This window comes from Neobacillus niacini, from assembly GCF_048572935.1.
GTDB lineage: Bacteria > Bacillota > Bacilli > Bacillales > Cytobacillaceae > Neobacillus > Neobacillus niacini.
The window spans coordinates 2,449,939-2,476,414 of record NZ_CP183883.1 but is presented as its reverse complement, the minus strand read 5'-3'; the positions used below and the strand labels follow the sequence as shown (position 1 = coordinate 2,476,414).

Sequence of the window (26,476 nt, the reverse complement as noted above, 5' to 3'; positions counted from 1 at the left end):
AGTCAACACTCTTTTAAAACTTTTTTAAAAATAAAATCGGGGGGAAGAAAAACTCTTCCCTCACCTTTTTGGCAATTCAAATTCATAGGCTAAATCTTTGAGTTCACTTCCACTGCTATCATAGACAAAAAATTTGATTTTTTCATCTACTAACTCTAGAATCACGTAGGTTTTTTCATTGCGTGCCCTTGGCATTCGTATGCTGCCAGGGTTCAAGAACAACGTATTTCCAATAATTTCAGCCCCGAGTACATGGGAGTGTCCGAAACAGACAATATCTGCACCCATCTCTGCTGCCTTGTATTGCAAGTTCATTAATGACGCCTTTACTGAGTACCTGTGACCATGAGTTATAAAGAACTTTCGGCCTGCAATTTCCGTTGTGGTTTCCAGTGGAAAGCCGCCAAAGTCGCAATTTCCCTTCACCGTCAAATAACCATTCATCACTTTATCGTCCGGCATCATTTCAGAATCACCGCAATGAATCATCAAATCAACTTCATTCATGTGCCGCTCTCTTAAAATTTCGAGCTCATTCGTTAAACCATGACTATCACTAACAACTAAAACTTTGCTCATGATTATTCCGCACTTTCCACAATAGAATCTAACATACCTTCAAGCTTTTTCAAAGCATTGGCTCGATGACTTATTTTATTCTTTTCTTCTGAAGATAGTTCTGCCATCGCTCGGCTCTTCTCTGGCACATAAAAGACTGGATCATAACCAAACCCATTGTTACCCTTTGGTTGTTCGAGAATACGTCCTTCACACGTCCCAGCTACGGTGATGGTTGCTTTACCAGGCAAAGCAACCGCAAGGGCACAATAAAATCGAGCGGTACGATTTTCTTCAGGAACACCCTTCAGCTCCTCCAATACCTTTTCTAGATTCTTCTGATCATTTTTAGATTCACCGGCATACCGTGCTGAATAAATTCCTGGCCTTCCCTCTAATGCGTCTACAATTAAACCAGAATCATCACCAATCACCATCTTATTCAACTGCTGCGAAACAGCTTCCGCTTTTAAAGCGGCATTTTCCTCAAACGTTGTACCGATCTCTTCTACATCTTTGATTTCAGGATAATCAAGCAGCGTCCGGACGGCTATCCCTCTCGGTGCAAAGATATGTTCAAATTCCCTTGCCTTACCAGGATTTTTGGTTGCAATGATAACTTCTTTCATCTCCGTATCCCCTTATTTCTTTCGTCTTGCGTCAATTTTTGATGTAATTTCTTCTCCTAACGCACTCTTTTGATGTTCAAACAGCTCCATAAGCCCCTCCTGAGCCGCACCTAAAAGGTCCTGTAGCTGTTGGTAAGAGAAAGTTGATTCTTCGCCAGTTCCTTGTAATTCTACGAATTCACCAGTTCCCGTCATCACGATATTCATATCAACAAGTGCTTTAGAATCTTCAGCATAGTTTAAATCTAGAACTGTTTCATTATTTTTTAAAATACCAACACTGGTAGCTGCCAAATAATCTGTAATTGGAAACTTTGTCCCCTTTTTTTCACTGAGTCGATGAAGGGCAATCGCCATCGCAACAAAGGCTCCTGTAATGGAAGCAGTTCTTGTCCCGCCGTCCGCTTGAATGACATCACAGTCAATCCATACGGTTCTTTCACCTAGTGAGGATAAGTCGACAACTGCTCTTAATGCCCGTCCAATTAAACGCTGAATCTCCATCGTTCTCCCGGTAACCTTACCCTTTGAAGATTCACGAATGTTTCTTGTTTCCGTTGCTCGTGGCAGCATCGAATATTCTGCTGTTATCCATCCTTTGCCTTCACCTCTCATAAAAGGAGGTACTCTCTCCTCGATACTCGCGGTACAAATTACTTTTGTATTCCCCACTGAAATAAGGACAGATCCTTCAGGGTGCATTAAATAGCCTGTTTCAATATGTATTGGTCTTAATTGCAGTCTTTCTCTACCATCAACACGCACTAGCATTTCCTCCTTAACGATGAGAATCCTCATCATAAAAAAATCAAATAAAGAAGAGGAAGCCTAAAGGCAACCTCTTGATTGTCACTATATAGTATATCAAAAATACATTTTTAGAAACTACCTGTATTGACTTTTTCTGGACGAGTGACTGGCTCAGATAATTTTTCACCCTTATCGTTGACCAATTCCGCCTTGCCATCTACTGTAATGGCAACACTTTCAATTCCCTTTTGTTCCGTTAATGAAAGTACCAGGGCGTTTAATAAATGTTCAGAAACAATTTTTTCTTCAAAGCTTCCATAGATGGATTCATTAAAGTTTAACGTTACCTTTCCTTTTTCAATTTTCGGAGCTTCTAGAAGTTCTACGTCAGGCATAAACTCTGAAGCCAAATTAGATTTTACATTTGGTCCTTTTACCAGCTCATTCACAACTGCGACGACATTATTCTTTTCACTAGTGCTAACCCGTTTGGTAACAGGTACATAATAATAAGCACCTTCTTCACCGCCGATGTAGTAAACAGTCACTGGCTTTGTGTTTGTAATATCGGTAACACCGGCTGTATCATGATTGATACCGGTAGCTCGGGATAGGTTCTCACTGATTGGTGTACCGTTTACAGGCATTTCAGTTAAATCATGTCCGTTCATCTGAAGCTTTACCTTATTTACTGTATCAAATTGAGTGAGTGTCCAGGTTACCGCTTCTAGGATTTTTCTTTCATCTTCAGGCTGGTAGTTCTTAAACTCCTTCGAGAAGTCCACCACTGCTACACCGTCTTTAATGTTAACGGAAATTTGAGTTTCTTCTGGCAGCACTGCACGGAAATCATTTGGCAGCATATCGGTAACTGGGCCGTTTGCAACTAAGTATTCTAAAGCTTGCTTTGCTACTGAAGTTGTCTTTGGCAGTGTTAGTGTTTGCGGCACCACTAAACCATCTTTATTAATTAAGTATAACTCTGTTTTTACTGTTCCTTCGACTTCTTCACTCTTGCCGGTGGTTTCCTTAGTCGGGTTAGTATCTTTTACAGTAACCTGCTTTGGCGGATCCACTTTCTTCTGCTCTTCACTTCCGAACAAACCGCACCCCGATAAAAGAAGTGTTGAAGCAAAAACGGCTGTAACAAGTGGTTTTACTTTATTTTTAGACATATTTTTTCCCTCCTAAGACAGTTTGTACTATCATGTATACGAGCCTATGAAACTAATTAGACCGCCTTTAGTAAGAAAAATAGGACATTCTTTCATTTTTTTCAAAAAAAAATAAGCTCCTTTAATAGGAACTTAATTATAATTTAATCTTTTTAACATTATTTATAGGTACTCCGAGCCATTGAGAAGCAATTTTTGAAAAGAGATACCTTGAACCCGTCGTATAAAATTCGTGCTCCGGTTCATTTTCATCAGCCTCTAGTATATTATTATACTGAAGAATAGCACTTATTTCTCTTGCGGTTTCATCGCCTGAGGAGATAACATTCACACCTTCACCCATCACTTTTTGAATGACTGGTTCAAGCAATGGATAATGGGTACATCCAAGGATAAGCGTATCTAAATTTTGATTTTGCAAGGGTTTTAATGCTTCGATAACAATTCTTTCTGCAATCTCCCCGTTGTACTCACCACTTTCAACAAGTGGCACGAATTTCGGACAGGCTTGTCCCGTAACATATAACCGGCTGTTTAATGCTTTTAATGCTTTTTCATAGGCGCCGCTTTTGATTGTACCTACTGTACCAATAATCCCTACCCGGTAGTTCTTTGTCCGCTTGATAGCAGTTCGTGCTCCTGGGTAGATAACCCCAATCACGGGTATGCTCAGCTCATTTCTAATTTCATCCAAGACAGCTGCCGTTGCTGTATTACAGGCTATGACAAGCATCTTTATATTTTTTTCTAATAAAAATTTAGTTAGTTCCCAGGTGAATCTTTTTACTTCCTTAAGAGGTCTAGGTCCGTATGGGCACCTTGCAGTATCTCCTAAGTAAATAATTTTTTCATTCGGAAGCTGTCTCATAATCTCTTTTGCTACCGTTAATCCACCCACACCTGAATCTATGACACCAATTGGTTGTTTCAAAATTTTCGCCTCTTTTTTAAGGCTCTTTTCTTAAACTTTATTGCTTTTAAGTTTAAAAGCGCATATACAAGCTATAACTTGTGCCAAACTAGCCATCTATTGTAAGAAAAGAGCTTGCAAACTTAAATTCAAGCACAAAATAGTTGTTCCACGTTAAAATCGGCTTTAGGATTTTAACAACAATTATTAGAAAACAGCACTTTTTAACGCATATCTTGATGCAGTTTCATCAAATTGGTTTGAAGTTGTTGTATTTCTTCTAAAGAAAAGTTGGTTAAAACTTCCTCTAAGTAAACTTGACGTTTCTTTATAACTTCATCTATTATTCTTTCGCCTTCTTCAAGTAAGTGAATTCTGACGACACGGCGATCCTTAGGATCCTTTACCCTAACAACCAGTTGGTTTTTTTCCATCCGGTCTACAAGGTCGGTTGTCGTACTAAATGCCAAATACATTTTAGTAGACAGTTCTCCAATGGTCATATCCCCATCTTCAAAAAGCCACTGCAGGGCCACAAACTGCGGCGGAGTAATTTTATAATGGCTAAGCATTTCTCTGCCTTTTTGCTTAATAATACCTGAAATATAACGCATATCTTTTTCTATACTAGCAACAATTTCCGCGCTGACCTTTTTTGTTTTTTCAACAGTCATCTCTATAACACTCCTATAATGGCATCCCTTTGCCTTGTTTTCGTAAACTTTAACCGTTCTTTCGTCTTGCTCTATTTTCTACTTTTTTCGATAAAATTTCAAGTTGAAACATAACCCACTGCAAACTCATATGTATAGAGCCAAATTTTTTAGCAAAAAACCCCTTATAAAAACATGAACCGGCCTCCCGTAGGATGCCGGTCATGATTAAAGTTCTAGCTCTCCCATACGAAGGAGCTCTACAACTGCTTGTGAACGCCCCTTTACACCAAGCTTTTGCATAGCATTGGAAATATGATTTCGAACCGTCTTCTCGCTTATAAATAATTCACCAGCGATTTCCTTAGTAGTTTTATCCTGTACTAAGAGTTCGAATACTTCTCTTTCACGTTTGGTGAGTAACGGCTTGTGAGTATATTCATTCTCCTTCAAGTATTGTGACCCTCCTTGCCTTCGCCAGTTATGAACCGTGGGTGGGTATATATTTAGTCACGATATCTTATGTAAATGCCCTATCTAGAGTGACTAGAAATGCTTTAAGGAGAATAATTTTATGAAAAAAATTTCAATAAAAAAAGTCCCTGCTCGAAGGACTATATTGGTTTTGCATAAATAATGTATCGTTGAGGTGCGTTTCCAACATATCGGAATGGATAACAGGTGATAACGATTAATTCTTCCTTTGTGTTTTGCAGGGTAATGATTGTCCGATCGTCTGCATCTACAATTTTGGTATTCGTTAATTCATATTTGAATTTCCCGTTTGCCATTTGCATTTCAAAAATATCTCCAGGCTTAAGTTCCCCTAGACGCCGAAAGACGGTATCTCGATGACCAGATAAAACAATCTGTCCATTTTCACGTGGAAAGTAAGATCCTTTATAATGCCCGACCCCTTTTTTTAAATCATTTGGGTCCGTACCTTCAACAATCGCTAATTCAGATTTAATCTTCGGTATCGACAGCAAACCTATTGTATCTCCGAATTTAGGAGGATCGACTTTTTTAGGGTTCTTGAACGGTTCTTCTTCATCATAGTTAGACTCTGCCTTGGCTACTATCCTTTTAGCTTCTTTTAGTGAAGCATCGCTCATAAAATTAGTCTCAACAATTTGCCAAATTCCGATTCCTATTACAACCAGTCCTGCCAAAATTATAAGTACCGATAGCTTCTTCACCCTTATTTACCATCCTTTATCCAACTTTGAAAAGATCTTACTATTAGTATACCAAAGGGAGTTTAAAAGTCCTACCCATTAAACAAGAAAACCTTCTTTCCGTAATAGAAAAGAAGGTTTAAAGAATCTTGCATTATACCTGATCGCTTCCGAAGAAGTTTCTAAATGCTTGGAATGTTGTATCACGGTTTAATGCTGCAATTGATGTAGTTAATGGAATTCCTTTCGGACATGACTGTACACAGTTCTGTGAGTTACCACAGTTAGCTAGCCCACCATCTCCCATAATTGCTTCTAAACGTTCAGCTTTATTCATCGCACCAGTTGGATGAGCGTTGAATAAACGCACCTGTGAAAGCGGCTGAGGTCCAATAAAGTTTGAATTGCTGTTTACGTTCGGACAAGCCTCAAGACAAACACCACAAGTCATACATTTTGAAAGCTCATAAGCCCATTGACGCTTCTTCTCTGGCATACGAGGACCAGGTCCTAAGTCGTATGTTCCATCGATTGGAATCCAAGCTTTAACTTTCTTTAAAGCATCAAACATCCTGCTGCGGTCAACCTGAAGGTCACGCACAACCGGGAATGTTCTCATCGGCTCTAGGCGGATTGGCTGCTCCAGTTGATCAACAAGTGCCGAACATGATTGGCGCGGCTTCCCGTTAATCACCATTGAACATGCTCCACAAACTTCTTCGAGGCAGTTACTATCCCAAGTAATAGGTGTAGTAGCTTGACCTTTTGTATTGACAGGGTTTCTGCGAATTTCCATTAATGCAGAAATTACGTTCATATTTGGACGATACGCTAGCTCAAACTCCTCTTCATAAGGAGCAGAATCAGGGCTATCTTGACGGGTAACAATAAATTTTACTGTTTTATTTTCAGACATGTGTTCCTACTCCCCTTTCTTTTTTGCGTAGTTGCGTTCACGAGGCTTGATCAAGGAAACATCAATATCCTCGTAATGGAAAGCTGGTGCAGATGTGCCATCAACAAATTTTGCCATTGTTGTTTTTAAGAAGTTTTCATCATCACGGTTCGGGAATTCAGGCTTATAATGCGCGCCTCGGCTTTCATTACGGTTGTAAGCACCGATTGTGATTACGCGTGCCAATTGAAGCATGTTTTGTAACTGACGCGTAAAAGTTGCACCTTGATTGCTCCATTTGCTTGTATCTTGAATGTTTATTTTTTTGTAACGTTCTAATAACTCTTGAATCTTTTCATCAGTCTTTAATAGTCTGTCATTGTGACGTACAACTGTCACATTATCCGTCATCCATTCACCAAGCTCTTTATGAAGAACGTACGCATTTTCCGTGCCATTTAAAGACATAATGGAAGACCATTTTTCTTCTTGTTCCTTTACGTGACGATCAAATACAGTAGATGATACGGCATCTGAACTCTTCTCAAGACCCTTGATATATCTAACCGCATTCGGTCCAACGACCATACCGCCATAAATAGCTGAAAGTAATGAATTCGCACCTAAACGATTGGCACCGTGCTGTGAATAATCACACTCACCGGCAGCAAAAAGTCCTGGAATATTGGTCATTTGATCATAATCAACCCATAGCCCGCCCATTGAATAGTGCACGGCAGGGAAAATTTTCATCGGAACTTTACGAGGATCGTCACCCATGAATTTTTCATAGATTTCAATGATTCCGCCAAGTTTAATGTCTAATTCTTTTGGATCCTTATGTGAAAGATCTAGGTAGACCATGTTTTCGCCATTAATACCCAACTTCTGATCTACACAGACAGAGAAAATCTCACGTGTTGCAATATCACGTGGTACTAAGTTTCCGTACGCTGGATATTTTTCTTCTAGGAAGTACCAAGGTTTTCCATCTTTATATGTCCAAACTCGTCCACCTTCACCACGTGCTGATTCACTCATTAAGCGGAGCTTATCATCACCAGGAATCGCAGTTGGATGAATTTGAATCATTTCACCATTCGCATAATATGCACCTTGTTGATATACGATAGATGCAGCAGAACCTGTATTAATAACAGAGTTCGTTGTTTTTCCGAAGATGATTCCAGGGCCGCCTGTTGCCATAATAACTGCATCACCGGAAAAGGATTTAATCTCCATCGATGTGAGGTTTTGAGCAACAATTCCTCGGCAAACGCCATCATCATCTACAACTGCGCCTAAAAATTCCCAGCCTTCGTACTTTGTTACTAATCCAGCTACTTCATGACGACGAACCTGCTCGTCCAATGCATAAAGCAGCTGCTGACCTGTAGTCGCACCAGCAAATGCAGTTCTTGAATGCTGTGTACCTCCGAAACGGCGGAAGTCCAAAAGTCCTTCTGGAGTCCGGTTAAACATAACACCCATCCGGTCCATTAAGTGAATGATTCCAGGTGCTGCTTCACACATCGCCTTAACTGGCGGCTGGTTAGCCAAGAAGTCCCCGCCATATACGGTATCATCAAAGTGAATCCATGGTGAATCTCCTTCACCTTTTGTATTTACTGCTCCATTCATACCGCCTTGGGCACAAACAGAGTGGGAACGTTTAACTGGAACAAGTGAAAATAATTCTACTGGTGTTCCTTCTTCTGCAACTTTGATGGTTGCCATTAAGCCGGCTAAGCCGCCACCAACTATGATCACCTTACCCTTACTCATTGTGACTCACTCCCTTAATCCAAAAATCCGATATTTTTCAACACAGAGTATGAAGTTAATTTTTTATACAAATGCTAGTAGTGTGCTAATTCCCACGATTGATAGAATAATGAAAACACCAATGGTGAAATATGTAGAAATTACTTGTGAACGTGGGGAAACAGTAATACCCCAGCTAACCAAGAATGACCACAAACCATTTGCAAAGTGGAAAATAGTTGAAATGATACCAACCACATAGAAACCAAACATGAATGGTGAAGAAAGGATATCCGCCATCATGTCATAGTTAACATGCGCACCGAATGCTGCTGCAACACGAGTTTCCCATACATGCCATGTAATAAAGATTAACGTGATGACACCAGAAACACGCTGTAATAGGAACATCCAGTTTCTGAAGTATCCATACTTTCCGGCATTATTTTTTGCAGTAAAAGCAATATAAAGGCCATAGATTGCATGAAATAAAATTGGTAAATAAATAATTACTGTTTCAAGGACAATTCTAAAAGGAAGGTTCCCCATAAAATTCGCCGCATTGTTAAAGGCCTCTGGTCCTCTTGTAGCAAAATTGTTGACTACTAGATGCTGCACAAGGAATAAACCTATTGGAATTACTCCTAGTAATGAATGCAATCTTCGATTCAAAAACTCACGATTCCCTGCCATAATTAACCCCCCTTAAATTTTTCCAGGATGATAAGCCTTCAACTATTTTTCTTGTAAATAAGAATTCTCAAACTTAGCACCACTGTGACAATTATGTGACATGTCCATTTTACTCCCAACAGGAAGGAGCGTCAAGAAAACGGATACACAAAAGTTATATAAAAATTTAATTTTTAAAATATATTGATATTATAATAAATTATTAGTTTTCTTCTTGCAAATGGAATTATCTTGTATTAAATCCAGTAGAATTACAATAAATAATTAAATTACATCCATAGACTGTTGCCATAAATGGGAAAGATAATTATGATGAAAGACACGCTATTATATTGCAAAATAACAATCCTTTACCACTCTAACGCTGTACACTATATTTCCTAAAAAGTGTTCTTAACTTAAAGCCGTAATTGTATATAATAGAATGGTAGAAAGAGGGGAAGCAAAATGAATGAAAGTACTGCCGTCGAACTTACTTTACAATCGAATGAACCAAGAAATATTTCACTGTTTGGATATGAATTGATTCGTGAATTCATACTGCCAGAAATCTTAGGTAAAGACACACCAGAAATCCTTTACTGGGCTGGAAAACGATTAGCCCGCAGTCACCCTTTAAATAGCTTTGACGAAATCATCGATTTTTTCTCAAAAGCTTCTTGGGGACAGCTCGAATTAAAAAAAGAGCGTAAAGATGAAATAGAATTTGAACTTGTCAGCCCGCTGTTCGTTTCGAGAGTCAAATCAAAAGCAGAACACTACTTCCAAATTGAAGCTGGCTTTCTCGCTCAACAAATCGAACTCCAAAAACAAGCCATCGCCGAAACCTTCGAACACCCAGTAAAAAAAGCAAACAAAGTCCTATTCACCGTCAAATGGGATCGTAAAGACACACTTTAGCATGCAGAAAAGCTTTCATCAGGACCTCCCGATGAAAGCTTTTTCTTGTTGCAGCTGGTGCTTCAGTTGGTACTTCAGTCGGTGCCTGTCACCACCCGTGGACACTGTCCACCTCAGGCGGACAGATTGGCAAAAAGTTTTCCTTGGAGTTGTCTCCAAGGAGGCTTTTTTAATCTTCTCTATTTAGTCCAAATGCTTGGTGCAGTACTTCTACGGCTTTTAGCATGTGTTTTTCTTCGACTACTGCTGAGACTTTGATTTCTGAGGTGCTGACCATTTTTATTTGAATTTGGTTCGCGGCTAGAACTTCAAACATTTTTGCTGCTACTCCAGGGTTAGAAATCATTCCTGAGCCGACGATTGATACTTTTGCCAGTTGATTTTCTGCGTCAAGCTGTTCATAGTTTAGTACATCCTTGCTATTTTCAAGGACTTTCAATGTCTCCATCAGGTCTTGGGTTTTAATAGAGAAAGCAAGATTTGCTGTTTCTGCTTCTGTTGTACTTTGAACAATAATGTCTACGTTCAAATGGTTCTCAGCCAGGGTTGTAAAAATGGTTGATAAACTTGTTAAAGAATTGGCAAGTCCTAATACACTTACCTTCGTAATTTCATCTTCAAATGCCACTCCACGGACTACAAGATTTTGTTCCATTGACGCTTCCTCCTCAATTACTGTTCCTTTTACTCTTTCCATACTTGAGCGAACCTCTAATTTGACTTGATAGTTTTTCGCAAATTCTACTGCCCTGGGATGGAGCACTCCAGCACCTAAATTGGCAAGCTCGAGCATTTCATCATAAGACACGGACTGTAATTTCCGTGCACTCTTCACATATCTAGGGTCAGTTGTGAATACACCCGTTACATCGGTATAAATATCACATTTATCAGCGTTTAGTGCAGCAGCAAGTGCCACGGCCGTCGTATCTGAACCTCCACGGCCAAGAGTAGTAATTTGACCATTTTCCGTAATCCCTTGGAAGCCTGCAACAATTACCACTTTACCGTCATCAAGCTGATTTTTTACCGCTTCTGTATTTATCGTTGTAATACGGGCATTTCCATGAACAGGCTCCGTGACAATTCCAGCCTGCCAGCCGGTAAACGAAACGGCAGGAAGATTCTGTTCATTTAGAGCCATTGACAATAAAGCGATTGTTACCTGTTCTCCCGTACTTAGGAGCATGTCCATGTCTCGTTTGTTAGGAGCCGCGGAAATTTCTTTTGCTAGATCCACCAGCTGGTCAGTTGATTTCCCCATTGCCGAAACAACCACTACAACCTGATTCCCTTGATCGGTTTCATCTTTTACTCGTTGTGCTACATTTAGGATTTTTTCTACACTTCCAACCGAAGTACCGCCAAACTTTTGTACAATTAAACCCATCTTTTCCCCTGCTTTCAGTTATAGGTTAAGAATCACTATATGTTTCCCCGCAAAAAAAATAAAAAAGCAATGAGAGGGCATCTCATTGCTTGAATACACAAAAAAATTCTGCGTCTACAATGTAAGATAGCTCTCCAAGGCATTAAACCTTGACAATCCGGCATTTATTCAATACAGGACCAGCAAAGAAAGAAATGAGACTTTCTTCACTTCGGCGACCATCCCCTTTCATGATTCATCACAGAAGCCCATCCTTCTCCGAATCATTACTATTGAAGCTCGCACCTCTACCTTCACTTCATTATTAAAAAGTGATAGTAATATAATTTTCAATCATTATAGCATAGCAAGATTTTTCTGACAATCACTATGATTGAAGTTTTTTAATTAATTCCTCTGCTACAGGAGCTGGAATTCCAATGGCTCTAAACTCGTCAAATGTAGCTTCTTTCATTTTCTTAACGGAACCAAATTCCTTTAACAGCTGCTTTTTACGTTTTTCACCAACACCTGGAATGTCGTCCAGTAGCGATTGAAACGCACTTTTTCCTCGTGTTTGACGATGAAAAGTGATCGCAAAACGGTGAACCTCATCTTGGATTCTTTGCAATAAATAAAATTCTTGGCTGTTTCTGCCGAGCGGAATAATTTCAAGTGGATTCCCATATAAAAGCTGAGAAGTTTTGTGCTTATCATCCTTGACTAGCCCAGCTAGGGGGATATCTAAACCCAGTTCGTTTTCTAAAACGTCTCTGACCGCCTCTACATGCCCTTTTCCGCCATCAATAATAATGAGGTCCGGAAGCGGAAGTCCTTCTTTCAACGCCCTAGAATATCTTCTTCTGGTTACTTCACGCATCGATTCATAATCATCAGGTCCCTTAACCGATTTAATCTTATACTTTCGGTATTCACGCTTATTCGGCTTCCCATCAATGAAGACCACCATCGCAGATACAGGATCCGTCCCTTGAATATTAGAATTGTCGAAAGACTCAATGCGATGCGGGGTATAAATACCCATAAGCTCCCCAAGGTTTTCAACAGCCTTTATCGTCCTTACCTCGTCTTTTTCGATTAGAGAGAATTTCTCATTCAATGCAATTTTCGCATTTTTAATTGCCATTTTAATAAGATCTTTTTTCTGACCGCGCTGAGGTTTTAGGACTTTAACCTGAAGAAGCTGTTCGGCAAGATTTAAATCAATTTCATCCTGAATCAAAATTTCCTTCGGTTTAATATGATTCGATTTTTCGTAAAATCGACCTAGGAAAGTAAGAATTTCTTCTTCTGGCTCATTGTAGATTGGAAACATGGAAACGTCACGTTCAATCAGTTTTCCTTGGCGTACAAAGAAAACTTGAACACACATCCACCCTTTATCGACAGCATAGCCAAACACATCGCGATCAGTAAAATCAGTCATCGTGATTTTTTGCTTTTCCATAATGGTTTCAATGTGGATAATCTTATCTCTGAATTCCTTTGCACGCTCGAAATCTAATTCTTCAGATGCACTGGTCATTTTCTCCGTTAGTTCTTTTTTTATCTCTTTAAATCCGCCATTAAGAAAACGGGTAATTTCGTCGGTCATTTGCTTGTATTGCTCTTCATGTACTTCATTTACACATGGTGCCAGGCACTGACCTAAATGGTAGTACAAACACACACGGTCTGGAAGGGTTGAGCATTTTCGCAATGGGTAGATTCGGTCTAGCAGCTTTTTCGTTTCATTCGCTGCCATGACGTTCGGATAAGGACCAAAGTACTTGCCTTTATCCTTTTTTACTTTTCTTGTAATGATGAGTTTTGGATGTCTCTCCGCTGTCAATTTAATAAACGGATAGGTTTTATCATCCTTCAGCATGACATTATATTTAGGATCGTATTTTTTGATTAGATTTAATTCGAGTAACAGTGCTTCGATATTAGATGAGGTGACGATATATTCAAAGTCCTCAATCTCATTGACGAGTCTAAATGTTTTACCATCATGTGAACCGGTAAAATAAGACCGTACACGATTTTTTAGTATTTTAGCTTTTCCTACATATATGATCGTTCCCTGACGGTCCTTCATCAAGTAGCAGCCAGGCTGATCAGGCAGCAGTGTTAATTTTTGTTTTATTATCTCATTCATACTAGCTGCTCCTCCCCGTCTTTATCTATCATAAAAATTTTAAAGCAAACTCCGCATAAAGAAAAGCCTGATTCTATTTCCAAAAATAAAAACCTTAGCCAGAGGAATCCAGCTAAGGTTATCAATTCTTAAACGTGCTTTTCTAATACACCAGCTAAAGCGTCTTTTGGCTGGAAGCCGACTACTTTGTCAACCACTTCGCCATTTTTGAAAACAAGTAATGTAGGGATACTCATAACGCCGTATTTAGCAGCAGTTTCTTGGTTATCGTCTACATCTAATTTAACGATTTTTACTTTCTCGCCCATTTCGGAATCAAGTTCCTCAAGAACTGGAGCGATCATTTTACAAGGTCCACACCATGGAGCCCAGAAATCCGCTAGAACAAGACCAGAGCCTGTTTCAGCAGAGAAATTTGCATCAGTTACGTTTGAAATAGCCATTTGTTTATTCCTCCTAAATAATTACTAATTTCTATCGAAAGTATAGCATTGTTTAAACCATCATGCTAATAATCTGTCTCGGATGTAATTTCCCCTAAAAAACGGTTCATATTCTGGCTTATTATATGTAATAAGGCGAACAGTTTCCACTGCTCGCCTTATTTATTATGAGTGAACCTTTAACTTTTTAAACTCTTCTGTTAAAAGTGGTACTACTTCAAATAGATCCCCAACAATACCATAATCTGCTACTTTAAAGATATTGGCTTCTGGGTCTTTATTGATCGCAACGATTACCTTGGAGTTTGACATCCCTGCTAAATGCTGGATAGCTCCAGAAATTCCACAAGCAATGTAAAGGTCAGGTGTTACAACTTTACCAGTTTGACCGATTTGCAAAGAGTAATCACAATAGTCAGCGTCACAGGCACCACGGGATGCCCCAACTGCGCCGCCTAAAACATTGGCTAATTCTTTAAGCGGTTCGAAGCCTTCTGCACTCTTGACACCACGTCCGCCAGAGATTACAACTTTTGCTTCACTTAAATCTACACCTTCACTTGCTTTTCTAACCACTTCTTTGATAATCGCACGAAGGTCTTTAATCTCAACAGATAAAGAGGCAACCTCACCAGATCGGCTTTCATCCTTGGCAAGTGGTGCGATATTATTTGGTCTTACTGTTGCAAAAATTAATCCGTCCGTTACAATTTTCTTTTCAAATGCTTTACCAGAATAGATAGGTCTTGTAAAGACAACATTCCCGCCAGCAACTTCAACTGCAGTTGTGTCTGAAATTAAGCCGGATGACAGCTTAGCGGCAATTCGCGGAGAAAGATCCTTTCCTTGTGAAGTATGTCCTAAAACTAGACCTTCTGGGCTTTCTTTTTCGATTACAGCAAGTAATGCTTGAGCATAGCCGTCAGATGTATATTGTTTTAATTTTTCACCTTCAACCACTACAACTCGGTCCGCACCATATTGCACTAATTCTGTGCCTAAAGCGCTAACATTTTCACCGATTAAAACACCAATCACTTCTCCGCCGTCAGCTACTGTCTTAGCTGCAGCAATTGCTTCGAATGAAACATTACGTAAAGAACCGTCACGAGTTTCCCCTAATACTAATACTTTTCTAGTCATTCTTTTACCCTCCTGCGAATCTTTTTTGGCTAATCAGAATCATCATTCTGAACGTATAAGTATCGTTACGATTAAACTACTTTTGCTTCTGTATGAAGAAGGTGAACGAGTTCTTTTACCTGATCATTTAATTCTCCAGATAACACTTTTCCAGCTTCCTTCTTTGGCGGCAAGTAAATTTCGATTGTTTTTGTTTTTGCTTCAACATCATCTTCTTCTAAATCAAGATCATCTAATTCTAGTTCATCAAGCGGCTTTTTCTTTGCCTTCATAATCCCTGGTAAAGATGGATAACGAGGCTCGTTTAAACCCTGTTGAGCTGTAACTAATAATGGCAGACTCGTTTCAATTACCTCAGAATCTCCTTCAACATCACGGGTAACGGTTACATTTGTTCCAGCAATTTCAAGCTTAGTAATGGTTGTAACATAAGGAATGTTTAACAATTCAGCAACACGTGGACCTACTTGTCCAGATCCGCCATCAATCGCTACATTTCCACCGATAATAAGATCCGCTTCTTTATCCTTTAGATATTCAGCAATGATTTTTGATGTTGTGAACTGATCCCCATTTTCCACATCATCTTCTGTATTAATTAAAACGGCTTTGTCTGCGCCCATAGCGAGTGCGGTACGTAATTGCTTTTCAGCTTCTTCCGTGCCTACGGAAATAACCGTTACTTCTCCACCATTTGCATCGCGGACTTGGATTGCTTCTTCCACAGCATATTCATCATAAGGATTGATGATAAACTCAGCGCCGTCCTCATTGATTTTTCCGCCGGAAATAGTAATCTTTTCTTCTGTATCAAAGGTTCTTTTCAATAGTACATAAATGTTCATGATTTCCCTCCTATAATGCAAACATTATTTCTGTTCCAAAGATTAAGAAAATTTACAGCAAAAAAAATTATTAGCAACTTCTATCGGAGTGATAAAAGTTATTCACCCTTTAAAATGCGGCTCTCGTTTTTCAATAAAAGCCTGAATTCCTTCTTTTGCATCATCGGAAACAAATATTTCTCCAAACAACTCTGCTTCCTTTTTAGAGCCTTCATAAAACTCTTCATTTTTAGCAAAGTTTAATAATTGAATCGTTGCTTCTAATGAACCTGTACTTTTCTTAGCGATTTTACCCGCCAATTTAAGAGCATGTTCAAAGACTTCCTGTTCCGGATAAGCATGGTTCGCCAGACCGAATTGAACCGCTTCCAATCCTGTGATTGGCTCAGACGTGAACAGCATTTCTGCTGCACGTGCAACCCCAACATATTTTGGAAGACGCTGTGTTCCAGCAAAACCAGGGATTAGTCCAAGCTGTAGTTCTGGAAGACCAAGCTTAGTATTTTCTCCAACTAAACGGATATGACATGCCATGGCCAGCTCCAAGCCGCCGCCAAGTGCTGCGCCATGAATAGCAGCAATGATTGGTTTAGGAAACTTTTCCATCCGATCAAATAAATCCTGACCATACTTTCCAAGCTTGGCAAATCCTTCGGAAGATGATACGGTAGTGAATTCTTTAATATCAGCTCCCGCAGAGAAGAATCGCCCTTCCCCATGGATGACAATCACCTTAATGTCACGATTAGGTTCAATTTCGTCTAGAACAGCCGACAGTTCTCTTAATAATCCTTGTGAGAGGGCATTTGCCGGTGGACGACTGATGGTGATTGTCGCGATCGAATCTTGATTAGACCATTTTAAGTATTCCAATAGAACCCCTCCTCCTTTACACTCGAAAATTAATGACTTCCGCAGCCCCTAATCAACAGCTGGTGAACCGGTTTAGCGAGTGCCACTAAATCGTATTTCTCCTCATTTAAAACCCAGGTTGTCACGGTTTCATCCATTGTGCCAAATATCATTTGTCTGGCAAGGCGGACATCGAGGTCGCTTGAAAACTCTCCCGTTTCTTTTCCTTCTATGATGATTTTATCAATCACTTTTAAATAGCCTTTTAGAACATTGTTTATACGTAAACGCAATTCTTTATTGGATTGTCGTAATTCAAGCTGGGTTACGATTGCCATGTGATGATCATCAGAAAGGTTTTTAAAATGAGCTTCTATCATCATTAATAACTTCTCCGCGGCGCTCTGTTTTCCTGCCAGCATTTCATCTATTTTTTCAATAAAGCTTCCCATTTTTTCTTCAAAGAGTGAGATGAGAATGTCTTCTTTGTTTTTAAAATAGAGATAAATGGTGCCATCTGCTACACCAGCCTGCTTTGCAATTTTAGAAACCTGTGCCTGATGATAACCCACTTCGGCAATCGCAATTACTGCTGCGTCGATGATTTGCATGTATTTTGGCTTGTTTTTTTTCATAGTAATTCTCCCTCCTCCCGAAGAAAGTATAATAGTAATAGGCTGTTGAAACAAAATCAAATTTTTGCTTTATCACAGCCAAGTAATTAAAAAAGAAAAAATATGAATGAATAATCATTCATATTTTTATAATAGGTTTTAGATGTATTTCTGTCAAGAAATACTGGACATTTTTATATTACTTTACTGCCTTCATAAGGACAAGCATTATTGTGCAAAAAAAAATTAGTGCAGTCTGTGTTCTAATTAGGCATGTTTTTTGTTCTCTTCTTCTATCTTTTTCATTTCTTCTTCGACAAGTGTTCTTCTTAAAATCTTTCCTACGGCTGTTTTTGGCAATTCTTTTCTAAATTCATATAATCTTGGCGCCTTATAGGCGGCTAGATATTTCCTGGCGTACTGGTTTAAGTCATCAGAGGTAATCTGCGAGCCTTCTTTTAAGACAACGTATGCTTTAACGGTTTCACCCCTATAAGGGTCTGGAATTCCTGCAGCTACAGCCTCCAACACATCTGGGTGTTCATATAATACCTCTTCGATTTCTCTTGGATATATATTATACCCTCCGGCAATAATCATATCTTTCTTTCTATCTACTACATAAAAATAACCTTTATCATCCATGTAGCCAAGGTCACCTGTAAACAACCAGCCGTCTTTAATCGTTTCCTCGGTTGCTTCTGGACGGTTCCAATAGCCTTTCATGATTTGAGGACCTTTAATGATAATTTCTCCTATTTCTCCAACCGGCATGTCTTCTCCATCTTCCATTGAAACAATCCTCACTTCGGTATTTGGCCAAGGAACACCAATACTTCCTTTTATCCGTTCACGATCCCATAAGAAATTTGCATGAGTAACAGGAGAAGATTCTGTTAATCCATATCCTTCAACAAGTTTCCCTCCTGTAATGGCCTCAAACTCCTCTTGAACTTCAACCGGGAGCGGGGCGGAACCACTTAGACAGGAATCAATCGATGATAAATCGTATTTTTTTAAATCAGGATGATTTAATAGTCCGATATAAATCGTTGGCGCACCTGGAAACAAAGTAGGTCGCTGCTTTTGGATTGTCTTTAAGGTGGTTAATGGATCGAACTTAGGTAATATAATCATCTTATATGCCTGCATAACCGATAAAATCATAACAATCGTCATTCCATATACATGGAAAAACGGAACGATTCCTAAAACTGATTCCTCACCTGGCTTTGCTTTATATAGCCATGCCGTACACATGGAAGAATTTGCTACTAAATTTCGATGTGTCAGCATAACCCCTTTCGGAGATCCTGTTGTACCGCCTGTATATTGAAGCAGCGCAACATCCTCTTCAAAATCAAAGTCATATTCGACTAGTTTATTAGGTTTTAGTTTGACAATTTCTTTAAATAAATGGGTATTGCCTTCATGTTTAACGTTAACAACAATTCCATATTGCTTTTTCTGGATAAAAGGATAAACTAAATTTTTGGGAAATGGCAGGTAGTCTTTGATAGCGGTTACAATAATGTGCTGCAAATTAGTCTTAGGCATCACCTTAGAAGCACGAGGATAGAGGATGTCGAGTGTGATGATCGCTTTTGCTCCGGAGTCCTTCATTTGGTATTCAAGTTCTCGTTCGGTATATAACGGATTGGTTTGAACAACTATTCCCCCAGCCATCAATATACCAAAATAACTTATGACCGCTTGTGGTGTATTGGCAAGCATAATGGCAACACGGTCACCTCTTGAAATACCAATCTGCTGAAGATAACTGGCAAAGGTTAATGCTTCATCGTAAAGCTCTTGATACGTCATTTCCTTTCCCATAAAATGAATCGCCGTTTTTTCTGGAAAACTTTTAGCTGCATTTACTAAATACTGCTGAACAGGTTCTTTTCGAAATTCCAGTTCTGCAGGAATTTCCTCGGGATAATGCTGCAACCATGGTTTAGAATCATACATAATAACCCTCCTTCTTATTCTATTGTAAAATTTTCCACTTCCCTTTCATTATAATATAGTCAGACTGTTTAAACAATTACAATAACAATATATGCTCACTATATCACGAAAATTTCAAGTAATAAAAAATCACCGCTGAAATGATCAGCGATGATTTACAAATTAAAAGAACATGTACCCCAAACCGATTAGCAAAAACAAGGCGCATAAACCAAGAAGCACTTTCGCTAATGTCTCCACTCTAATCTCCCCTTACGAAATTCCTGCACCTATAACAAAAGATAATCCGATTGACAATATCATGGCAATAAATCCGACTGCACGATTACCATTTTTAATTTCTTGATCGATGTTAAATTTAGGTGTTAAGAATTCAAAGATAAAATATCCTGCCAGTAACAGCACAAAGCCAAATACTCCCCAGCTTATCATTGTAACCAATGAATCATTTTGTTCAATGGAATAACGGAAAATATTAGCAATTCCAAAGATTTTCCCTCCAGTTGCCATTGCCACGGCGACATTGCCCTTTTGGATTTCTTCCCAATTTTTATATTTCGTTACCAACTCAAAAATGGCTAAGAAGACAATCACACATAAGATCACCACACTATAATTGGCAGCACTTTGAATATATACGTTATCCCAAAACTGGTTCATTTCCTATTCTCCCCAGATATTATTTAAATTCAACCACAGTTACACCAGAACCGCCCTCACCCGCTTCTCCAAACCGAATTTTCTTGACTGAACGGTGATTTCGTAAATACTCCTGGACTCCCTGTCTTAATGCTCCTGTGCCTTTTCCGTGTATAATGGACACACGAGGATAGTTTGATAATAACGCATCATCTATATATTTTTCCACTCTCATAAGTGCAGCCTCGTATCTTTCTCCGCGTAAATCCAACTCTAACTTTACATCAGCGTCCCTGCCCTGGACGATTGCCATTGGTCTCGTTTCCACAGGTTTAGGCGTACTGACAAATTCTAAATCCTTTTCTTTCACCTTCATTTTTAGGATGCCGATTTGTACCTGCCATTCTTTATCCGTAACTTTTTCAAGAAGTATACCCTTTTGTCCAAATGTTAGAACTTTCACTTCATCACCTGCAGTGAAGGTGTGCTTCTTCGTTTTCTTATTGACTTGATTCGCTGATTTCTTTATTTCTGGAGTCGCTGCTTCAAGACGGCGCTTTGCATCAATTAATTCGTGTTCCTTTATATCGGCATGCTTTTCAATTCTCATTTTGCGAAGGTCACGAATAACCTTTTCCGCCTCACTCTTTGCTTCATCAAGAATTTCACCAGCTTGCTCAGCCGCTTTTTCAAGCATAGCGTCTTTGTTTTGGTAAAATTCTATCATTTGATTTTGCATATCCTGATGGAGCTTTTCTGCCTGCCTTAAATAATCCCGCGCTTCCTCATGCTCAATTTCAGCTTGGCGCTTGCTTGCCTCAAGAGACGCAATCATCTTATCGATTTGATTTGTATCTTCACTAACATGGGATCTTGCTGCTTCAATAACGCGTTCATTTAACCCTAAGCGTTTTGAGATTTCAAACGCATTGCTTCGTCCGGGTACGCCAAGAAGGAGCTTGTAGGTTGGACTTAACGTTTCAACATCAAATTCAACACTTGCATTTAGGACACCTTCCCGATTATATCCATAGGCTTTTAATTCTGGATAATGCGTTGTGGCAATCACTCTTGCCCCTCGATGATGGACCTCATCTAAAATGGAAATAGCAAGCGCAGCACCTTCCTGAGGGTCAGTTCCTGCACCAAGCTCATCAAATAGGACCAGTGAATTAAAGTCGACCTTTTTCAAAATGTCCACAATATTTACCATATGTGACGAAAAGGTACTTAAGCTTTGTTCAATGGACTGCTCATCACCAATATCTGCATAAATCGCGTCAAAAACAGCAAGTTCTGAGCCATCATAGGCAGGAACCTGTAAGCCTGCCTGCGCCATTAATGAACATAAGCCAAGCGTTTTTAAGGTCACGGTTTTACCGCCAGTGTTTGGTCCGGTAATGACAATTGTCGTATAATCCTTGCCAAGCAAAATATCATTTGCTACCACTTCGTCAATCGGAATTAATGGATGTCTAGCTTTATATAAAGCAATTCGGCCTTCATTATTCATTCGAGGCATACTCGCTTTCATCTTCCGGCCGTATCTTGCCTTTGCAAAAATAAAATCGAGATTGCCCAGAATCTCAACGATGACCTGCAGCTCCGATTCATATTCAGCAGTCTTTGCAGAAAGCTCGGTCAAAATTCTATCAATTTCAAGCTGCTCTTTTACTCTAATGTCCTGTAATTGATTGTTTAATTGGACAATCACTTGCGGCTCAATAAATAGAGTTTGCCCTGATGAGCTTTGGTCATGAATAATACCGCCATAATGTCCTCGGTACTCCTGTTTAACAGGAATAACAAAGCGATCATTTCGAATTGTAATAATCGAATCTGACAGCATTTTTGCTGCATTGGATGAACGAATCATACTTTCTAATTTTTCACGGACCCGCGCTTCATTCGAGCGCAATTGATTTCTTAATGAACGTAACAAATCACTGGCACTATCAAGAACCTCACCACTCTCATCAATGGCATGTCTAATCGATTCCTCTAAATTGACTAAAGGAATAATACGATTGACCTGTTCCAATAATAGTGGGATTTCGGTTCTTTCTTCTGCGATATCTTCAATAAACCGTTTCATTTGCCTGCTGGCATGGATGGTGCTCGCAACCTGAATCAACTCATGCGAGCTAAGTACTCCCCCAATGACCGAGCGCTTAATATGTGCTCGTATATCGTGAATACCTGATAACGGGACATTTCCTTTAATTCGCAACACAGTCGTTGCCTCATCTGTTTCTGCCTGCAGCTTAATGACCTCATCATAATCTATTGATGGTACTAACCTTTTTAATTTATCTATACCCAGTGATGAAGCAGCATGTTCAATAAGCTGTTCTCTCACTTTGGTAAATTCCAATACTTTTAACGTTCTTTCTTGCATGGAGATGAACCCCCTATTTTCGATTATGCAAAAATTCTAGTAAGTCATTCGGTTCTAGTGCATTGATGACCGATGATTTTTTTATCCAGCCTTTTTTCGCTGTTGAAACCCCTACACCCATATGTGATAACGTTTCTTTCTTATGGGCATCAGTATTAATAAATAGTTTAACTCCTGCTTCCTGTGCTTTTCGTAAGTATTCAGCTTTTAGGTCCAATCTGTTAGGATTGGCATTCAGTTCTAAAGCGGTATTCGTTTCTTTGGCCAATTCTATCAGCATATCGATATCGACATCATAACCTTCACGTCTGCCAATTTTCCGGCCAGTCGGGTGCGCAATTAAATCAACATGTGCGTTTTCTAATGCTGTGCGTAACCGCTCCATGATTTTTTCTCTTGGCTGTGAAAAAGCAGAGTGAATCGACGCGATGACGAAATCCATTTCAGCAAGCAAATCATCCTCATAGTCCAATGTCCCATCTGGCAGGATATCCATTTCTACGCCTGATAAAATTAGTATATCATCGTATTTTTCATTTAATTTTTTAATTTCTTCTTTTTGCTGTAATAACCGCTCACGCGAGAGCCCATTCGCCACCTTTAAGTATTGGGAGTGGTCCGTTATAGCCATGTACTTATAGCCCTTTGCACGACAAGCCTCCACCATTTCCTCGATGGAATGTGCCCCATCACTCCAGGTTGAGTGCATGTGAAGATCGCCCTTGATATCGCTTAGTTCGATTAATTCACCTTCATATGCAGGAAAATCCTCGACTTCTTTTCCATCTTCACGTATTTCTGGTGGAATAAACGGCAGATCAAAATGCTTGAAAAACTCTTCCTCTGATGAAAAAGTAAGTATTTCACCACTCTCAACATTCTCAACGCCGTATTCACTTATTTTTTCTCCACGTTCTTTAGCCAATTGTCTCATCCGGACATTATGGTCCTTTGAACCAGTAAAATGGTGAAGAGTCGTGATGAATTCCTCTGGTTTAACGAGACGAAAATCAACCGATACATCATACTCAAATCCAAAAACCAGTGATACCTTTGTATCTCCAGCGCCAATAATTTCTTTTATATTCGGTAATTCCAGCAGAAATTGTTTTACTTTTTCCGGCTGTTTACTTGAAATGATAAAATCAAGGTCTTTTACGGTTTCCCGTACTCTACGCAAGCTTCCGGCACGAGAATATTGATGAATCTCAGGAAGTTCAGCAAGTTTTGCCTCTATTAAATCAGCAATTGGCAGCATATAAGCAAGAGGCAGTCGGTCAGGTCTAGAGCCAACATTGGCAATGGCGCTTAAAATTTTTTCCTCTGTTTTTTTTCCAAAGCCTGCTAGCGCTTGTACTTTTCCAGCTTTACATGCTTCTTCTAAGGTTGTAACATCTTCAATTCCTAGTTCTTTGTGAAGCTTGGCAATCTTTTTTCCGCCAAGGCCAGGCAATTGTAATAACGGGATCAACCCTTTCGGAACCTCTTCCTTTAGCTCTTTTAATACTGTAGAAGTGCCTTCATTTATGTATTCTTCAATAACCGCTGCGGTCCCTTTGCCGATTCCTGATAACGAAGTAAAGTCTTCAATATCAGATAAGCTGCGATCATCAAATTCCAGTGCAGAGCCAGCTTTGCGGAAGGCAGATACCTTGAAAGGATTTTCACCCTTTAGCTCCATGTATATCGCGATTGTTTCTAATAGTCGAATTAAATCTTTTTTATTTACCTCCATTACTTCCACCCACCTTACCATTATTTTAACCTTTTAATAGAAAAACTTCTCTCCTAGAGAGAGAAGTAGGGCATTCTCTCCTAGAGAGAAGTAGGGCATTCTCTCATCAGAGAGAATTCATTGCAGCTGTATATTCCAGCCAAATATTCTTAATTTGTTCTGTAAGAAATGGCGTATGATTAACGATAAGATTCGCCATAATGGAATCATCCAATGGTTTTTGTAAAGTTTCCATTGGAATTAGCGCAGCAATATATAATAAAATAAAGAGAATTAAATAGACTTCAGCAAAACCAAGTAACCCGCCTGCCCACACATTTAATTGCTTAAGAATAGGCAAATGGGCAATAAAATCAAGCATCGATCCGATGATTTGCAGTAAAATCTTTACCGCAAAAAATATTATAACAAAAGCAATCGCACGATAAAAAGCTTCCTCCATATTACCATTCTCACTTAATAGTTTTAGAGGAGAAGTCGTACCTAGATTCGGATACGGCACCCACAGCGTTAGTCTAGGTGCCAAATCGTCATAGTATAAATTTGCCACTATGTATGCAATAATAAAACCTGTTAAATGGACCAACTGCAATATGAATCCTCTTTTTAACCCGATAAAAAAACCAAAAATTAATAAAATAATAATTGCTAAATCCAGCATGACTTATTCAGTCCTTTTCCTTTTGTAGTTCAGATTGCAGCCGCTCTAATTGTTCCTTCATTTTAATATAATCATTGACCGCATTTACTGCTGTAAGTACAGCGAGCTTATTTACATCTAGCAGCGGATTTCTGGAACCAATTTCGCGCATTTTTTTGTCAACTAAGGAAGCGACATGTCGAACATGACTCTGGTTTTCGGTTCCTAAGATAACGTATTGCTGTCCGTATATATCAACGGTTGTTCTAGTTTTTTCAATATTTGACAAATTACTGCCTCCATTCGATTCGAAGAAATCCCTAATTTATAATATAACACGAACGGATGTGTGTCGAAAAGTAAACAGTTTAATTTGGTGAATTTTTACTTTTTTTAAATAATGCCGAGGAGTGTTTTTGAAGTGGGAAATGTCGTACTAAATCTAAGTATGTCTGAAATTAATAAAATGAAAAGCTACTATGAAGGTAAATTGCTAGATAAAACTCCTCCAGGAAGTGTGTTTGCAGCCAAGACTTCTGGCTCGATGATCACGGCCTATAAGTCTGGAAAAGTTTTATTTCAAGGGAGCGGCTCTGAAGCAGAAGCAGGCAGGTGGGGCATGGCAGAAGCAAAAGCTCCCGCCAAGTCAAAAGCAGCTAAAGGTCATCTTCCGCAAGGTTTTAGCAGCTGGTCGGTGATTGGCTCCGATGAAGTCGGTACCGGTGATTTTTTTGGACCCATCACCGTTGTCGCTGCCTATGTTCGAAAGGAAGATATCCCTTTATTAAAAGAATTAGGGGTCAGGGATTCAAAGGATTTAAATGATGACAAAATTATCGCTATCGCAAAGGTTATTAAAGATGTGGTCCCTTTTAGTTTAATGACGTTGAAAAATGAAAAATACAATCAGCTGCAAAAGGCTGGGATGTCACAGGGGAAAATGAAGGCCATTCTTCATAACCAAGCCATCCTCAATGTACTGGAGAAGATTGAACCGGTTAAACCGGAGGGTATTCTGATTGATCAATTCGTTCAAGAGAGTACTTATTTTCAGCATGTGAAAAATCAAAAGGCTGTTGCGAAGGAAAATGTTTATTTTAGTACGAAGGCTGAGGGAATTCATCTTGCAGTAGCAGCAGCTTCAATCCTCGCACGGTACGCTTTTGTACAGTATTTCGATAAATTAAGTGAAGCGGCAGGCTTTAAAATCCCAAAAGGAGCAGGATCGTTGGTCGATGAAGCTGCAGCAAAACTGATTTTGAAAAAAGGACGAGAGGTATTGCCTCAATTTGTAAAGCTTCATTTTGCTAATACGGAAAAAGCAATGAATCTGGTAAAGAAAAAGAGGAGCTAATGCAGTAGGCTTTAGTCTGTCTCGGTTTCAGTCACTCCAGCCCTATGTTGGATTGACTTAAATGCTTCCAGACTTCCTGAATTGACCCAAATGCTTTTTATGAATGCTCTTCGGTCACTCCAGAGGTCCTGCATTGACCCAAATGCTTTTTATGAATGCTCTTCGGTCACTCCAGAGGTCCTGCATTGACCCAAATGCTTTTTATGA

Annotated in this window: 26 protein-coding genes and 1 riboswitch; of the genes, 2 read left to right on the top strand and 24 right to left on the bottom strand. The window is 39.3% G+C overall.

Features of this window, described 5'->3' with window-relative positions; all coding sequences use genetic code 11:
- Positions 1–60 precede the first annotated feature (60 nt).
- The 11 genes from ACN6MT_RS11895 to ACN6MT_RS11845 all read right to left on the bottom strand — a co-directional run bounded on the left by ACN6MT_RS11895 (position 61) and on the right by ACN6MT_RS11845 (position 9,205).
- The gene (locus tag ACN6MT_RS11895) at positions 61–579 is read right to left on the bottom strand and encodes a metallophosphoesterase (protein WP_419956005.1); all 519 of its coding nucleotides are present in this window, start codon (positions 577–579) and stop codon (positions 61–63) included.
- A gap of 2 nt (positions 580–581) precedes the next feature.
- Entirely contained in the window at positions 582–1,187 is a 606-nt protein-coding gene (locus ACN6MT_RS11890) for an XTP/dITP diphosphatase (protein WP_419956004.1), read from the bottom strand.
- Between the two features lie 12 nt (positions 1,188–1,199).
- Complete coding sequence (gene rph / locus ACN6MT_RS11885) at positions 1,200–1,952, bottom strand: ribonuclease PH (RefSeq protein ID WP_419956003.1); 753 nt, start codon at positions 1,950–1,952, stop codon at positions 1,200–1,202.
- A 113-nt stretch (positions 1,953–2,065) separates the two neighbouring features.
- On the bottom strand, positions 2,066–3,112 hold the full coding sequence (locus ACN6MT_RS11880; RefSeq protein WP_419956002.1) for a GerMN domain-containing protein: 1,047 nt from the start codon (positions 3,110–3,112) through the stop codon (positions 2,066–2,068).
- Positions 3,113–3,248: 136 nt separating this feature from the next.
- On the bottom strand, positions 3,249–4,043 hold the full coding sequence (racE, locus tag ACN6MT_RS11875) for a glutamate racemase (RefSeq protein ID WP_063252246.1): 795 nt from the start codon (positions 4,041–4,043) through the stop codon (positions 3,249–3,251).
- Between the two features lie 203 nt (positions 4,044–4,246).
- Positions 4,247–4,696 (bottom strand): MarR family winged helix-turn-helix transcriptional regulator, encoded by a 450-nt coding sequence (locus ACN6MT_RS11870; RefSeq protein WP_174524403.1) that lies wholly within the window; start codon positions 4,694–4,696, stop codon positions 4,247–4,249.
- Between the two features lie 207 nt (positions 4,697–4,903).
- Positions 4,904–5,128 (bottom strand): spore germination transcription factor GerE, encoded by a 225-nt coding sequence (gene gerE, locus ACN6MT_RS11865; protein ID WP_009796032.1) that lies wholly within the window; start codon positions 5,126–5,128, stop codon positions 4,904–4,906.
- 161 nt (positions 5,129–5,289) lie between these two features.
- Complete coding sequence (locus ACN6MT_RS11860; protein ID WP_419956001.1) at positions 5,290–5,874, bottom strand: class D sortase; 585 nt, start codon at positions 5,872–5,874, stop codon at positions 5,290–5,292.
- 133 nt (positions 5,875–6,007) lie between these two features.
- The gene (gene sdhB / locus ACN6MT_RS11855) at positions 6,008–6,769 is read right to left on the bottom strand and encodes a succinate dehydrogenase iron-sulfur subunit (protein WP_063252241.1); all 762 of its coding nucleotides are present in this window, start codon (positions 6,767–6,769) and stop codon (positions 6,008–6,010) included.
- 6 nt (positions 6,770–6,775) lie between these two features.
- Complete coding sequence (sdhA, locus tag ACN6MT_RS11850) at positions 6,776–8,533, bottom strand: succinate dehydrogenase flavoprotein subunit (RefSeq protein WP_063252240.1); 1,758 nt, start codon at positions 8,531–8,533, stop codon at positions 6,776–6,778.
- A gap of 63 nt (positions 8,534–8,596) precedes the next feature.
- A complete protein-coding gene (locus ACN6MT_RS11845; RefSeq protein WP_063252238.1) occupies positions 8,597–9,205 on the bottom strand; it encodes a succinate dehydrogenase cytochrome b558 subunit in 609 nt (202 codons plus the stop codon).
- A 447-nt stretch (positions 9,206–9,652) separates the two neighbouring features.
- Here ACN6MT_RS11845 and ACN6MT_RS11840 point away from each other — a divergent pair, with 447 nt between their 5' ends.
- On the top strand, positions 9,653–10,105 hold the full coding sequence (locus ACN6MT_RS11840; RefSeq protein WP_034676927.1) for a YslB family protein: 453 nt from the start codon (positions 9,653–9,655) through the stop codon (positions 10,103–10,105).
- Positions 10,106–10,274: 169 nt separating this feature from the next.
- Here ACN6MT_RS11840 and ACN6MT_RS11835 read toward each other — a convergent pair whose 3' ends face one another.
- The 13 genes from ACN6MT_RS11835 to zapA form a co-directional block, all read right to left on the bottom strand.
- Positions 10,275–11,495, bottom strand: a complete 1,221-nt coding sequence (locus ACN6MT_RS11835) for an aspartate kinase (protein WP_419956000.1) — start codon at positions 11,493–11,495, stop codon at positions 10,275–10,277.
- Positions 11,496–11,614: 119 nt separating this feature from the next.
- A riboswitch (Lysine riboswitch) is annotated at positions 11,615–11,793 on the bottom strand.
- A 69-nt stretch (positions 11,794–11,862) separates the two neighbouring features.
- Positions 11,863–13,635 carry an excinuclease ABC subunit UvrC gene (gene uvrC / locus ACN6MT_RS11830; protein WP_034676922.1) on the bottom strand — a complete coding sequence of 591 codons (1,773 nt, stop codon included), beginning with the start codon at positions 13,633–13,635 and terminating at the stop codon, positions 11,863–11,865.
- Positions 13,636–13,763: 128 nt separating this feature from the next.
- Complete coding sequence (gene trxA / locus ACN6MT_RS11825) at positions 13,764–14,078, bottom strand: thioredoxin (protein WP_034676920.1); 315 nt, start codon at positions 14,076–14,078, stop codon at positions 13,764–13,766.
- Positions 14,079–14,243: 165 nt separating this feature from the next.
- Entirely contained in the window at positions 14,244–15,221 is a 978-nt protein-coding gene (locus ACN6MT_RS11820; protein WP_034676918.1) for an electron transfer flavoprotein subunit alpha/FixB family protein, read from the bottom strand.
- 71 nt (positions 15,222–15,292) lie between these two features.
- Positions 15,293–16,066 carry an electron transfer flavoprotein subunit beta/FixA family protein gene (locus ACN6MT_RS11815; protein WP_419955999.1) on the bottom strand — a complete coding sequence of 258 codons (774 nt, stop codon included), beginning with the start codon at positions 16,064–16,066 and terminating at the stop codon, positions 15,293–15,295.
- A 102-nt stretch (positions 16,067–16,168) separates the two neighbouring features.
- Positions 16,169–16,939 (bottom strand): enoyl-CoA hydratase, encoded by a 771-nt coding sequence (locus ACN6MT_RS11810; protein WP_034676914.1) that lies wholly within the window; start codon positions 16,937–16,939, stop codon positions 16,169–16,171.
- Between the two features lie 29 nt (positions 16,940–16,968).
- Positions 16,969–17,553: a TetR/AcrR family transcriptional regulator gene (locus tag ACN6MT_RS11805; protein WP_034676912.1), complete on the bottom strand. Its 585-nt coding sequence runs from the start codon at positions 17,551–17,553 to the stop codon at positions 16,969–16,971.
- Positions 17,554–17,799: 246 nt separating this feature from the next.
- On the bottom strand, positions 17,800–19,503 hold the full coding sequence (locus ACN6MT_RS11800; RefSeq protein ID WP_034676910.1) for a long-chain-fatty-acid--CoA ligase: 1,704 nt from the start codon (positions 19,501–19,503) through the stop codon (positions 17,800–17,802).
- Between the two features lie 252 nt (positions 19,504–19,755).
- Positions 19,756–20,163 carry a DUF350 domain-containing protein gene (locus ACN6MT_RS11795; protein ID WP_034676908.1) on the bottom strand — a complete coding sequence of 136 codons (408 nt, stop codon included), beginning with the start codon at positions 20,161–20,163 and terminating at the stop codon, positions 19,756–19,758.
- A 19-nt stretch (positions 20,164–20,182) separates the two neighbouring features.
- A complete protein-coding gene (locus tag ACN6MT_RS11790; RefSeq protein ID WP_419955998.1) occupies positions 20,183–22,540 on the bottom strand; it encodes an endonuclease MutS2 in 2,358 nt (785 codons plus the stop codon).
- Between the two features lie 13 nt (positions 22,541–22,553).
- A complete protein-coding gene (gene polX / locus ACN6MT_RS11785) occupies positions 22,554–24,275 on the bottom strand; it encodes a DNA polymerase/3'-5' exonuclease PolX (protein WP_419955997.1) in 1,722 nt (573 codons plus the stop codon).
- Between the two features lie 106 nt (positions 24,276–24,381).
- Complete coding sequence (locus ACN6MT_RS11780; RefSeq protein ID WP_419955996.1) at positions 24,382–24,936, bottom strand: CvpA family protein; 555 nt, start codon at positions 24,934–24,936, stop codon at positions 24,382–24,384.
- 7 nt (positions 24,937–24,943) lie between these two features.
- A complete protein-coding gene (gene zapA / locus ACN6MT_RS11775) occupies positions 24,944–25,204 on the bottom strand; it encodes a cell division protein ZapA (RefSeq protein WP_034676900.1) in 261 nt (86 codons plus the stop codon).
- A 132-nt stretch (positions 25,205–25,336) separates the two neighbouring features.
- Here zapA and rnhC point away from each other — a divergent pair, with 132 nt between their 5' ends.
- On the top strand, positions 25,337–26,269 hold the full coding sequence (gene rnhC, locus ACN6MT_RS11770) for a ribonuclease HIII (RefSeq protein ID WP_419955995.1): 933 nt from the start codon (positions 25,337–25,339) through the stop codon (positions 26,267–26,269).
- The last annotated feature ends 207 nt before the right edge of the window (positions 26,270–26,476 follow it).

Excerpts from the sequence above, each read along its gene's own strand:
- ACN6MT_RS11895 (WP_419956005.1), bottom strand. The coding sequence starts at position 579 with ATGAGCAAAGTTTTAGTTGTTAGTGATAGTCATGGTTTAACGAATGAG.
- ACN6MT_RS11890 (WP_419956004.1), bottom strand. The coding sequence starts at position 1,187 with ATGAAAGAAGTTATCATTGCAACCAAAAATCCTGGTAAGGCAAGGGAA.
- ACN6MT_RS11880 (WP_419956002.1), bottom strand. The coding sequence starts at position 3,112 with ATGTCTAAAAATAAAGTAAAACCACTTGTTACAGCCGTTTTTGCTTCA.
- ACN6MT_RS11870 (WP_174524403.1), bottom strand. The coding sequence starts at position 4,696 with ATGACTGTTGAAAAAACAAAAAAGGTCAGCGCGGAAATTGTTGCTAGT.
- sdhB (WP_063252241.1), bottom strand. The coding sequence starts at position 6,769 with ATGTCTGAAAATAAAACAGTAAAATTTATTGTTACCCGTCAAGATAGC.
- sdhA (WP_063252240.1), bottom strand. The coding sequence starts at position 8,533 with ATGAGTAAGGGTAAGGTGATCATAGTTGGTGGCGGCTTAGCCGGCTTA.
- ACN6MT_RS11845 (WP_063252238.1), bottom strand. The coding sequence starts at position 9,205 with ATGGCAGGGAATCGTGAGTTTTTGAATCGAAGATTGCATTCATTACTA.
- ACN6MT_RS11840 (WP_034676927.1), top strand. The coding sequence starts at position 9,653 with ATGAATGAAAGTACTGCCGTCGAACTTACTTTACAATCGAATGAACCA.
- ACN6MT_RS11835 (WP_419956000.1), bottom strand. The coding sequence starts at position 11,495 with ATGGGTTTAATTGTACAAAAGTTTGGCGGTACTTCGGTTGGAAGTGTA.
- uvrC (WP_034676922.1), bottom strand. The coding sequence starts at position 13,635 with ATGAATGAGATAATAAAACAAAAATTAACACTGCTGCCTGATCAGCCT.
- trxA (WP_034676920.1), bottom strand. The coding sequence starts at position 14,078 with ATGGCTATTTCAAACGTAACTGATGCAAATTTCTCTGCTGAAACAGGC.
- ACN6MT_RS11820 (WP_034676918.1), bottom strand. The coding sequence starts at position 15,221 with ATGACTAGAAAAGTATTAGTATTAGGGGAAACTCGTGACGGTTCTTTA.
- ACN6MT_RS11815 (WP_419955999.1), bottom strand. The coding sequence starts at position 16,066 with ATGAACATTTATGTACTATTGAAAAGAACCTTTGATACAGAAGAAAAG.
- ACN6MT_RS11805 (WP_034676912.1), bottom strand. The coding sequence starts at position 17,553 with ATGAAAAAAAACAAGCCAAAATACATGCAAATCATCGACGCAGCAGTA.
- ACN6MT_RS11800 (WP_034676910.1), bottom strand. The coding sequence starts at position 19,503 with ATGTATGATTCTAAACCATGGTTGCAGCATTATCCCGAGGAAATTCCT.
- ACN6MT_RS11795 (WP_034676908.1), bottom strand. The coding sequence starts at position 20,163 with ATGAACCAGTTTTGGGATAACGTATATATTCAAAGTGCTGCCAATTAT.
- ACN6MT_RS11790 (WP_419955998.1), bottom strand. The coding sequence starts at position 22,540 with ATGCAAGAAAGAACGTTAAAAGTATTGGAATTTACCAAAGTGAGAGAA.
- polX (WP_419955997.1), bottom strand. The coding sequence starts at position 24,275 with ATGGAGGTAAATAAAAAAGATTTAATTCGACTATTAGAAACAATCGCG.
- ACN6MT_RS11780 (WP_419955996.1), bottom strand. The coding sequence starts at position 24,936 with ATGCTGGATTTAGCAATTATTATTTTATTAATTTTTGGTTTTTTTATC.